Annotated in this window: 12 protein-coding genes; 2 read left to right on the forward strand and 10 right to left on the reverse strand. The window is 65.0% G+C overall.

The genetic code is table 11. The features are described from left to right. Positions 1 to 2 precede the first annotated feature (2 nt). The gene (gene acnA, locus A3728_RS20030; protein WP_082858020.1) at positions 3 to 2,786 is read left to right on the forward strand and encodes an aconitate hydratase AcnA; all 2,784 of its coding nucleotides are present in this window, start codon (positions 3 to 5) and stop codon (positions 2,784 to 2,786) included. Between the two features lie 152 nt (positions 2,787 to 2,938). On the opposite strand, the gene A3728_RS20035 is transcribed toward acnA, so the two are convergent. The 10 genes from A3728_RS20035 to yajC are packed head-to-tail and all read right to left on the reverse strand — an operon-like array spanning position 2,939 to position 9,768. Continuing rightward, a complete protein-coding gene (locus A3728_RS20035) occupies positions 2,939 to 3,487 on the reverse strand; it encodes a DsbE family thiol:disulfide interchange protein (protein WP_067927867.1) in 549 nt (182 codons plus the stop codon). Next, positions 3,480 to 3,629: a heme exporter protein CcmD gene (gene ccmD / locus A3728_RS20040; RefSeq protein ID WP_201722152.1), complete on the reverse strand. Its 150-nt coding sequence runs from the start codon at positions 3,627 to 3,629 to the stop codon at positions 3,480 to 3,482. The genes A3728_RS20035 and ccmD overlap by 8 nt, the downstream gene beginning before the upstream one ends. Beyond that, positions 3,629 to 4,363 carry a heme ABC transporter permease gene (locus tag A3728_RS20045; protein ID WP_067927869.1) on the reverse strand — a complete coding sequence of 245 codons (735 nt, stop codon included), beginning with the start codon at positions 4,361 to 4,363 and terminating at the stop codon, positions 3,629 to 3,631. The genes ccmD and A3728_RS20045 overlap by 1 nt, the downstream gene beginning before the upstream one ends. Positions 4,364 to 4,414: 51 nt before the next feature. Next, positions 4,415 to 5,071 carry a heme exporter protein CcmB gene (gene ccmB / locus A3728_RS20050; RefSeq protein WP_067927872.1) on the reverse strand — a complete coding sequence of 219 codons (657 nt, stop codon included), beginning with the start codon at positions 5,069 to 5,071 and terminating at the stop codon, positions 4,415 to 4,417. Next, complete coding sequence (ccmA, locus tag A3728_RS20055) at positions 5,068 to 5,685, reverse strand: heme ABC exporter ATP-binding protein CcmA (protein WP_067927875.1); 618 nt, start codon at positions 5,683 to 5,685, stop codon at positions 5,068 to 5,070. Before ccmA ends, ccmB begins: the two co-directional genes overlap by 4 nt. Before the next feature lie 31 nt (positions 5,686 to 5,716). Then, on the reverse strand, positions 5,717 to 6,070 hold the full coding sequence (locus A3728_RS20060; protein WP_067927878.1) for an Mth938-like domain-containing protein: 354 nt from the start codon (positions 6,068 to 6,070) through the stop codon (positions 5,717 to 5,719). Positions 6,071 to 6,074: 4 nt separating this feature from the next. Continuing rightward, complete coding sequence (locus tag A3728_RS20065) at positions 6,075 to 6,830, reverse strand: sulfite exporter TauE/SafE family protein (RefSeq protein ID WP_067927882.1); 756 nt, start codon at positions 6,828 to 6,830, stop codon at positions 6,075 to 6,077. Next, complete coding sequence (gene secF / locus A3728_RS20070) at positions 6,823 to 7,791, reverse strand: protein translocase subunit SecF (RefSeq protein ID WP_067927885.1); 969 nt, start codon at positions 7,789 to 7,791, stop codon at positions 6,823 to 6,825. Before secF ends, A3728_RS20065 begins: the two co-directional genes overlap by 8 nt. 12 nt (positions 7,792 to 7,803) lie before the next feature. Then, positions 7,804 to 9,453 carry a protein translocase subunit SecD gene (secD, locus tag A3728_RS20075; RefSeq protein WP_067927888.1) on the reverse strand — a complete coding sequence of 550 codons (1,650 nt, stop codon included), beginning with the start codon at positions 9,451 to 9,453 and terminating at the stop codon, positions 7,804 to 7,806. Positions 9,454 to 9,489: 36 nt separating this feature from the next. After that, a complete protein-coding gene (gene yajC / locus A3728_RS20080; protein ID WP_067927891.1) occupies positions 9,490 to 9,768 on the reverse strand; it encodes a preprotein translocase subunit YajC in 279 nt (92 codons plus the stop codon). A gap of 220 nt (positions 9,769 to 9,988) precedes the next feature. Between yajC and serS the strand changes: the two genes are divergently transcribed. After that, positions 9,989 to 11,140: serine--tRNA ligase (serS, locus tag A3728_RS20085; RefSeq protein ID WP_067927893.1), on the forward strand; the 1,152-nt coding region annotated here is incomplete at its 3' end.

Below are 11,140 nucleotides of genomic sequence, written 5' to 3' on the forward strand. Positions count from 1 at the left end.
CGATCACAGTCGGTCAGGACAGTTCGGGAACCCGCAAGACGCTTCAGTCCGGCGGCAGCTCCGTCGCCTATTACTCCATCCCCGCAGCGGAAGAGGCGGGCTTGGGCGATTTTTCCAAGTTGCCCGCCGCCCTCAAGGTCGTGCTGGAAAACATGCTGCGCTTCGAGGATGGCAAGACCGTCACCGTGGACGACATCAAGGCCTTCGCCGAATGGGCGCAAAAGGGCGGCAAGAACCCGCGGGAAATCGCCTACCGCCCGGCGCGCGTTCTGATGCAGGACTTCACCGGCGTTCCGGCGGTCGTCGACCTTGCGGCCATGCGTGACGGCATTGTGGCCCTGGGCGGCGACGCACAGAAGATCAACCCGCTCAACCCCGTCGATCTGGTGATCGACCATTCGGTGATGATCGACGAATTCGGCAATCCGCGCGCCTTCCAGATGAACGTGGACCGTGAATACGAACGCAACATCGAACGCTATACCTTCCTGAAGTGGGGCCAGAAGGCCTTCAACAACTTCCGCGTCGTGCCCCCCGGCACCGGCATCTGCCATCAGGTGAACCTCGAATATCTCAGCCAGACGGTCTGGACCGACAAGGACCAGAACGGCGAGGAAGTGGCCTATCCCGACACCCTCGTGGGCACCGACAGCCACACCACCATGGTCAACGGTGCTGCCGTCCTTGGCTGGGGCGTTGGCGGGATCGAGGCCGAGGCCGCGATGCTGGGCCAGCCCATCTCCATGCTGATCCCCGAAGTTGTCGGCTTCGAGCTGACGGGCAAGATGATGGAAGGCACCACCGGCACCGACCTGGTGCTGAAAGTCGTGGAAATGCTGCGCGAAAAGGGCGTGGTGGGCAAGTTCGTCGAATTCTACGGCGCGGGCCTCGACCACCTGCCGCTGGCTGACCGGGCCACCATCGCCAACATGGCGCCCGAATACGGCGCGACCTGCGGCTTCTTCCCGATCGACGATGAAACGCTGCGCTATCTGACCAACACGGGCCGCGACAAGGACCGCGTCGCGCTCGTCAAAGCCTATGCTCAGGCCAATGGCATGTGGCGCGATGCCGATTATGCCCCGGTCTATACCGATACGCTCAGCCTCGACATGGGGACAATCGTTCCGGCGATCTCCGGCCCCAAGCGCCCGCAGGACTTCATCGCGCTCACCGAAGCGCACAAGGCCTTCGGCCAGTACGTCAAGGGCATCCGCGAAGGCAAGGACACGACCCCCAACGCCGAGATCCGCTGGGAAGGCGAAGGCGGCCAGCCCGAACCGGAGGACATTCCCGGTGACGAAGGCCACCACAACCGCGGATACGTGCCCACCGAGGGCGGGCATTACCAGTTGCACGACGGCTCCATCGTGATCGCCTCGATCACCTCCTGCACCAATACCTCGAACCCCTACGTGATGATCGGCGCCGGGCTCGTGGCCCGCAAGGCGCGTGAAAAGGGCCTCACCCGCAAACCCTGGGTCAAGACCTCCCTCGCTCCGGGCAGCCAGGTGGTGTCCCACTACCTCGAAGCCGCCGGACTGCAGGATGACCTCGATGCCATCGGCTTCAACCTCGTGGGCTATGGCTGCACCACCTGCATCGGCAACTCCGGCCCGCTGGAGCCCGAGATCAGCAAGGCAATCAACGACTACGACCTGATCGGCACCTCCGTGCTGTCGGGCAACCGGAACTTCGAAGGCCGCATTTCGCCCGATGTACGGGCCAACTACCTCGCCTCGCCGCCGCTGGTCGTGGCCTATGCCCTCGTGGGCGACATGAACCACGATCTGGCGAACAGCCCGCTGGGTCAGGACCACGACGGCAACGACATCTACCTGAAGGACATCTGGCCCTCGACGCAGGAGATCGCGGAACTGGTCGAAAAGACCGTCACCCGCGAGGCGTTCCAGGACAAATACGCCGATGTCTTCAAGGGCGACGAGAAATGGCAGGCGGTGGAGACCACCGACAGTCAGACATACGACTGGCCCCCCCAGTCCACCTACGTGCAGAACCCGCCCTATTTTCAGGGCATGGGCAAGGAGCCGGGGACGATCACCAACATCGAAGGTGCCAAGGTACTGGCCCTTCTGGGGGACATGATCACCACCGACCACATCTCGCCCGCCGGGTCGTTCAAGGAAAGCACACCCGCCGGTCAGTACCTCACCGAACGGCAGGTGCCCGTGCGCGAATTCAACAGCTACGGGTCGCGCCGGGGCAACCACGAGGTCATGATGCGCGGCACATTCGCCAACATCCGCATCAAGAACGAGATGCTGGATGGTGTCGAAGGCGGCTATACCAAGGGGCCGGACGGCAAGCAGACGTCGATCTTCGATGCGGCTATGGCCTATCAGGATGCCGATACCCCGCTGGTGATCTTCGGCGGCGAACAATACGGCGCAGGCTCCAGCCGTGACTGGGCGGCCAAAGGCACCGCTCTGCTCGGCGTGAAGGCCGTCATCGCGGAAAGCTTCGAGCGTATCCACCGCTCCAACCTCGTTGGCATGGGGGTCATTCCGTTTGAATTCACCGGGGGGGACACGCGCAAGTCGCTGGGCCTGACCGGGGATGAAACCGTCTCCATCAAGGGTCTCGACACGATCAAGCCGCTGCAGGAAGTGCCCTGCACCATCACCATGGCCGATGGCAGCACCAAGGACATCACCCTGAAGTGCCGCATCGATACGGCGATCGAGATCGAATACGTCGAACACGGCGGCGTGCTGCACTACGTGTTGCGCAACCTCGCGAAGGATCAGCCGGTCGCGGCGGAATAACCTTCCCGAAATACGAAAAGGCCCGCCAAGCGCGGGCCTTTTTCATTCCAGATGGCAGAAAATCCCCGCCGGAGGCCCCCGGCCCCGACAGGCGGGCCGCAAGCGTTGATCACCTTCGGTGAGGATTTTAGACCATTTGGAAGAAGCGTTGCCTACTTCGCCTCGGCGTCCAGTGCCGCACGGAAGGCGGGCAGGAAACGCTGTTCATAATCGCTGCCGACCAGCGGCCCCGCGAACCGGAAGAGCACCTTGCCCTCGCCATCCACGATGAACGTCTCCGGCGGGGCCGTGACGCCCCATTCGATCGCCGCCCGGCCCTGCGGGTCGAATCCCACCGCGAAGAAGGGATTCTCGCTCTCCTCCAGATAGCCCGCGGCGTTGACGGCCTTGTCCTTGAAGTTCACGCCGACGATCGGGACTCCGTCCGCCTGCAGGTCAAGCAGCTGGGGGTGTTCCGCGCGGCAGGGCGGGCACCAGCTCGCCCAGAAGTTCACCAGCGTCACATCCCCGGAACCCAGAGTCGCATCTGTCACCTCCGGATAAGGCGGAAGCGGTTCGCGCGGCAACGCGGGCGCGGGCTGGTCGATCAGGGTGGAGGGCAGCCCATCAGGGTCCTCGCGGAACATGCCGATGGCGGCAAGCCCGACAAAGGCGGCGAAGACCAGCGGCGGTGCCAGCATGAGCGGAGAGACTCTAGGCATCCCGCCCCTCCTCCGCCGCGCGCAACGCCGCTTTCGCCCGCCGGTCGCGTCGCAAGCTCATCCAGATCAGCACCGCGAGAAGCAGCAGCGATACCGCATAGGCGGAAAGCACCTCCGCCGCGTATTTTCCCAGTTCCGGCATCAGCCCCCCCGCCGTGCGCGTGCCAGCAGGGCGCGGGTGCGCCGCTGGCGGATTTCCGTCCCGGTGCGCAGGAAGACCAGCGCGATAAAGAGCAGCCCGAAGCCCACCATCGACAGCACCAGCGGATAGAAGAACACATCCGAAATGGTCCGCCCCCCGGTGGCCACCGGCACCGACGTGCCCTGGTGCAGCCCCTGATTCCAGAATTTCACCGCATACCGCGACAGCACCGCGAAAACCGAGCCGACAAGGCAGAGCACGGAGGTGAAATCCGCCGCCGTGTCCGGATCGTCGATCGCCGACCAGAGCGCGATATAGCCCAGATAGAACAGGAATAGGATCAGGAAGGATGTCAGCCGCGGATCCCATGCCCACCATGTGCCCCACATGGGCTGGCCCCAGATGGCCCCCGTGACCAGCGCGATCAGCGTCATCATCAGCCCGACCGGGGCGGCAGCCTTTGCCGCCAGCGCACTGACGTGGTGGCGACGGATCAGCCAGATGAGTGAGGCGACCAGCATCATGAACCACGCGTTGATGGCCATGAGGGCGGCGGGCACATGCAGATAGATGATCTTGACGGTGGAGCCCTGCCGCATGTCGTCCGGCGTGCCGAAGAACCCCCAGAGAAGACCCAGCGACAGCGATAGCCCCGCAGCGACCCAAAGCACCGGCTGCGCCTTCGCGCTGAGCCGGAGGAAACGGACCGGATTGGCGTATTCCCACAAAGACATGGTCGCTATCTACCCCGCCGGCCCCATGCGCTCAATGGTCAATCCGCCGCATCACCGCAGCCCCATGCGCAGCACGGCGGCAGAGGCGAAGGGCATGAGCGCCAGTGTCGCAAGGGTCAGCCCCGCCAGCATCAGCAGCGGCGTCGCCGCCTCCTGCCCCGTGGCGGCGCGGCGCGCGGCTTCGGCCCCGAAGATCAGCGTCGGCACATAGAGCGGCAGGACGAGCAGCGACAGAAGCAACCCCCCGCGCCTGACCCCCACGGTGAGGGCCGCGCCGAAAAGGCCGATGGTCGACAGCGCGGGGGTACCGAGCAGCAGCGCCCCGACGAGGACGGCATAACCGCTGACCGACAGGTTCAGCATCAGCCCCAGCACCGGCGCCGCGGCCACCAGCGGCAGCCCCGTGGTGATCCAATGGGCAAAGGCCTTGATACCCAGCGCCCCTTCGAGCGGCAGCGGAGCGGTTGCCAGAAGATCGAGCGTCCCGTCCTCGTGATCGAGCGCCAGTAACCGGTCGAGCGACAGCAGGCAGGCCAGCAGCGCCCCGAGCCACAGCACGCCGGGCGCGATCCGCGACAGCAGCGCCGGGTCAGGCCCGACCGCGAAGGGGACGAGCACGGTCACGATCAAAAAGAAAGCGAGGCCGAGGCCAAATCCCCCCCCGGCGCGCACGGCGAGCCTGAGATCCCGCAGCAACAGCGCCTTCACAGGAACGCCTCGTCGCTGGCCCCGGCGCGCAGGTCGGGTGCCGCGCGATACCGGGCGATGTCAAGCTCCTCCAGCGTCAGGCCCACGTCGATGTGGGTGGCCACGACCGCACTGCCGCCCCGCTGCAGATGCGCAGAGAGACTATCGGCGAAGAGGCTCCGCGCCTGTGTGTCGAGCGATACTGTAGGTTCATCCAGCGCCCAGATCGCGCGCCCGGTCACCAGCAGCCGCGCAAGGCCCAGCCGCCGCTTCTGCCCCGCCGAAAGCGTCCCCGCCGGGCGATCTGCCAGCCCGTGCAGGTCATAGGCGTCCATCGCGGGCGCGATGTCAGACGTGCCGAAAACATCGGCCCAGAAGGTCAGATTTTCGGTCACGCTCAGCATCGCCTTCAGCCCATCCGCATGTCCGGCATAGGCGATCGCCTCGCCCGCGCCGTGGATCTGCCCCGCGAGCGGCGGCTGCAAGCCTGCCAATGTACGCAACAGGGTCGTCTTGCCCGCCCCGTTGGGCCCGCGCAGCGCCAGCGCCGTGCCGGGACGCAGGGAAAAAGACAGCCCCGACAAAATCGGCACGCCGCCTCGGGCCACCGCCAGATCCTCCACCCGCAATGTCACGGGTGCATCCCTGTCACGAATTCAGGTGCAATCATACCGGCAGGACCGCCAGCGCGATGCGCCGCCCCTCGCTCAGCAAGACATTGTAGGTCCTGCAGGCCGCGGGGGACGACATCGGCTCCACCCCCACCCCGGCCTCCTCCAGAGTTTCGCGCAGGTTGTCGGGCAGATGGGCGATCTCTGCCCCGGTCCCGAGGAAAAGGACATCGACCTGCCCCGCCAGCGCCAGCAGCGGTGCCGTATCGTCGAAACCGGCCCATGTCCGGGTGCCCTGCGGCCCTGCGAGAACCGGGCCGTGCACCACCTCTCCGCCAATGCGGAAAAAGCCGGGGCCGTAGCCTTCGACCGGTTTGGCATCGGTAAAGACTACCTCGTTCAGGCGCATGATGTCATCCTTTCCACACTGGCAGACCGATGATAGCGGAAGCGGCGATCACGATATAGGCCACCCCGCGAAAGAGACGCTCCGCCGCCGGATCGAAAAGGCGCGCGCCCAGAACGTTGCCCAGAAGGTTCGGCACCCCGGCCAGAAGGCCCAGCAGAATGATGTTCCACGACATGAGATCCATCAGCCAGAGCACGGGAAAAAGCAGCAGGTCGACCGCCAGCAGATAGAGCGTCAGGTTCGCGCGCACGACCGAAGCAGGCAGCGTACTGGCCATGTAGAGCATGATCACGGGCGGCCCCGGTATCCCCGAAAACCCGGTAAGGAAGCCACCGAGCGCGCCCGTCGCCGTCACCAGCCGCCGGGTCATCGCGCCCCGGTAGCGCCAGCCGGTCAGCAACAGCGCCAGCAGGGTCAGCACGATGCCCGAGATTATCCAGCCGAAGGCCTCAGGCTCGATGAGCGACAGAACCCACAAGCCGACCGGCAGGGCCAGCGCCGCCCCCAGAACAAGCCGCCCCACCTCGCGCGGGCGGCCCGCACGCAGGGCGGCGGGCGCGTTGGGCAAGGGGCCCACGAGTTCCGCCGCGACCAAAAAGATCACCGCTTCGATCGGGGGCAGAACGCTGCTGGCCACCGGCATGATGATCATGGCGCTGCCGAAACCGGCAAACCCGCGCACCAGCCCGGCGATGACCACGGCCAGTGCCAGCAGCGCCAGACCATCGGTCTGCAGCGCCGCCATCAGGGCGTCAGGCATCTATGTTGGCGTATTGATTGCCCTGATCCGGGGTCGTCTTGGACCAGTCCCGCTTCACACCGAGGAACAGCACGATGTTCTTGGCCACGAAAACCGAGGAATATGTACCGACGATCACGCCCCAAGTGATGGCGAAGACGAAGCCGCGGATCACGTCGCCCCCCAGCACCAATAGCGCGATGAGCGCGAGCAGCGTCGTGCCCGAGGTCATGATCGTGCGGCTGAGGGTCTCGTTAACACTGAGGTTCATGACATCGCGCAGGGGGCGTTTCTTGTACTTGCGCAGGTTTTCCCGCAACCGGTCGAAGATCACCACCGTGTCGTTGATCGAATAGCCGATGATGGTCAGGATCGCCGCGATCACCGCCAGATCGAAACGGATCTGCAGCGCGGAAAAGACGCCGATGGTCAGGATCACGTCATGGAACAGGGCAGCGACCGCCCCAACCGAGAACTGCCATTCGAATCGCAACCAGATGTAGATGAGGATCGCCGCCAGCGCGCCCGTGACGGCCAGCACCGCATCGAGGATGAGTTCGCCCGAAACCTTGGGCCCTACCGATTCGACGCTGGTGAACTTGATGTCGGGGCGCACTTCGGTCAGCGCGGCCTCGATTGCGGCGATGGTTTCGGCTGTTGCCGCCTCTTCGTCGTCCTGCGACTGGATGCGCAACATGGCCACGTTCTGATCGTCGCCGAACGAGGGGTCGAAAACTTCCGTAATGGTCACATCGCCGAGGCCCAGCGGCTCCACCGCGCTGCGATAAAGGCCGATGTCCACGGCCTGCGGGCTTTCGGTACGGATCGTGGTGCCACCCCGGAAATCGATGCCGAAGTTCAGACCGACGAGGGCCCAGACCAGAATGGAGAGCACCATGGCCACGCAGGACGCGCCGAAGGTCAACTTCGCATGGCGGAAGAAGTCGATGTTCGTTTCGTCGGGAACCAGTTTCAACGGCATTCTGCGGTCTCCTCAGAGGGCGATGGTCTTGGGTCGGCGGCGCTCGAACCACATGACGACCATCAGACGGGTGACGAAGAAGGCGGTGAAGACGGATGTGATGATCCCGAAGCCGAGCGTGATGGCAAAGCCGCGCACCGGCCCGGACCCCACCGCAAAGAGGATCACGGCGATGATGAGCGTGGTGATATTGGCATCAAGGATGGCCGAAAGCGCGCGTTCATAACCGAGCGATATGGCGCGGGCCGGGCCTTTGGAACTCTTCATCTCTTCGCGGATACGTTCAAAGATCAGCACGTTGGCGTCCACCGCCATGCCGACGGTCAGCACGATCCCCGCGATACCCGGCAGCGTCAGCGTCGCCCCGATCAGGCTAAGCACGCCGAACAGGAGGCCCACGTTTATGATCAGCGCGATATTGGCGAAAATCCCGAAGAGGCCATAGCTTGCCCACATGAAGAACAGTACGGCGGTGAAGGCGACGAGCGTCGCGATCTTGCCCGCGTCGATGCTGTCCTGCCCCAGTTCGGGGCCAATCGTCCGCTCTTCGAGGAAATCGAGGCCCGCGGGCAGCGCACCCGCCCGCAGCAGCACGGCGAGGTTGGTCGATTCCTCCACCGTGAAGCGACCGGTGATGATGCCGGAACCGCCGGGAATATGGCTCTGGATCGTCGGGGCGCTGATGACCTCGTCGTCCAGCACGATGGCAAAGGGGGAGCCGATGTTCTCGGCCGTGTAATCCCCGAATTTCCGCGCACCGGAGGTGTTGAAACGGAAGTTGACCGCAGGCGCGCCGTTCTGGTCGAAGGCGGGCTGGGCATCCACAAGCTCTTCGCCCGTGACCACCGGCGCGGATTCAATGGTGTAGAAGACACCGGGTTCGTCCGCCGCGGGCAAAAGTTCGTTGCCGATGCCGGGATTGGCGGTCTCGTCGCTGCCGCGGGAAACGACCGGATTGAAGGTCAGCTGCGCCGTGGTCCCGATGATCGTCTTGAGATCCGATGCCGACCCGATGCCCGGTACCTGGATCAGGATACGGTCCGCACCCTGCCGCTGGATCGTCGGCTCCCGCGTGCCCACGGCATCGATACGGCGGCGGATGATCTCCAGCGACTGCTGCATCGTGCGCTCGTCCGTGGCGCGCTTTTCGGCTTCGGACAGCACGACGGTGATCACCCCGTCACTGCCCGAAACCTCGATGTCGTTGGCGCCCGCGCCCGTCAGCGTCTGCACCGGGCGGGCGAGTTCGCGCACGATCTGCAGGGCTTCGGCCATCTTATCCGCGTCGTTGAGTCGCACGCGCAGCACTTCGCCCGGCGACTCCAGCCGCCGCACCGGCGTCAGGCTGCGCAGCGAGTCGCGCACCTCCGGCCATGTCGCCTCGATCCGGTTTTCATAGACGTCTTCGACCCGGACCTCCGCCAGCAGATGCGCACCGCCCCGCAGGTCGAGCCCGAGGTTGACCAGCCCCGAGGGCATCCATTCGGGCCAAAGCGCACGCTGGGCCGCCAGATCGGGCGAATTGCCCGATACCTCGATCGCCTTCACCGCGTCGTTGTGCTGCTCCACCGGGCCGTAAAAGGCGTTGGGCAGCGCGAGCCAAAGGCCCAATGCGCAGGTCAGCACGATCAGCACGCGCTTCCACAGGTCGATCTGTAGCATGGTTCCGCCTTCTTTCGTTGCGGCCGGGGCGGGCCTTTACTTGGCCGGTTCGGTCTTTGACAGGACGGTGGCGATGGTGGATTGCACCACGCGAACCTTGACGCCTTCGGCCACCTCGACCTCCAGCTCGCCGTCATCCTTCACCTTCACGACCTTGCCGATGATTCCGCCCTGCGTGACGACCTGATCGCCCCGCCGCAGCGCCGCGACCATGGCCTGATGGTCCTTCAGCTTCTTTTGCTGGGGACGGATGAGAAGGAAGTACATGATCGCAAAGATCAGGATCAGCGGGATGAACTGTTGAATACCTTCCATGGGGGGTCCTTCTGGCATTGGAACGCGGGACCAAGGCCCAATCGCGAATTTCGCCAGAACCTATGCCCCGCCCGGGGGGTTTGCAAGGCGAGAAGGAGGGCGCGGCCCAGCCTCCCTGCCGCGCCGTCCTGGGGCCGGAGGGCGGGGCAAGGCGCATCTGTCATAGCGGCGCGCTTTGAGGCATAAGGCCCGCGACCGACTCGTTTCCAAGGACGCTCCCATGCACGATATCCGCGCCATCCGTGAGAACCCAAAGGCCTTCGACGACGCGCTGGCGCGCCGGGACGAGGCACCGATGTCCGCCGAGATCCTGAGCCTCGACGAGGCGCGGCGTGGCAAGATCGCCGCCGCCGAGGCCGCGCAGGCCGAACAGAACGCGGCCTCCAAGCAGGTGGGTGCGGCCAAGGCGAGCGGGGACGAGGCGGAGTTCGAGCGGCTGCGCAAGCTCGTGGGCGACAAGAAGGCCGAGATCGCGGCCATGTCCGCCGAGGCAAAGGAGCTGGACGCACAGTTGACGGACATGCTGGCCCGCATTCCCAATGCGCCGGCCGACGACGTGCCCGACGGGGCGGATGAAAACGACAACGTCGAAGTGAACCGCTGGGGCGAACAGCCCGCCTTTGACTTCACGCCCAAGGAACATTTCGAGATCGCAGGCGTCGCCCCGTCCATGGATTTCGCCACCGCTGGCAAGACCTCGGGCGCGCGGTTCGTCATGCTCAAGGGCGCGGTCGCGCGGATCCATCGGGCGCTGGCGCAATTCATGCTGGACACGCATGTGGACGCCAACGGCCTGACAGAGGTGAATTCGCCTGTGCTGGTACGGGCCGAGGCGATGTACGGCACCGACAAGCTGCCCAAGTTCGGCGACGACAGCTACCAGACGACCGATGGCTACTGGCTGGTGCCCACCTCCGAAGTGCCGCTGACCTATTCGGTGGCTGACGAGGTGCTGGAAGAAACCGCCCTGCCCCGCCGCCTGACGGCGCATACCCTGTGCTTCCGCTCAGAAGCGGGCAGCGCCGGGCGCGACACCGCCGGGATGTTGCGCCAGCACCAGTTCGAAAAGGTGGAGATGGTCAGCATCACCCTGCCCGAGGAGTCGGATGCCGAACAAAAGCGGATGCTGCGCTGCGCCGAAGATATTCTCGAGCGACTGGGCATTCCCTACCGCACCGTGATCCTCTGCACCGGCGATATGGGGTTCGGCGCACGCCGGACCTATGACATCGAAGCATGGGTGCCCGGCCAGAACAGCTACCGCGAGATTTCCTCGGTCTCCACCACCGGGGACTTTCAGGCCCGCCGTATGAACGCGCGCTACAAACCCGCCGACGGGGGCAAGCCGCGTTTCGTGCATACGCTGAACGGC

The sequence above is a fragment of the Sulfitobacter sp. HI0040 genome (genome assembly GCF_001634885.1).
In the GTDB taxonomy this organism is placed as follows: domain Bacteria; phylum Pseudomonadota; class Alphaproteobacteria; order Rhodobacterales; family Rhodobacteraceae; genus Sulfitobacter.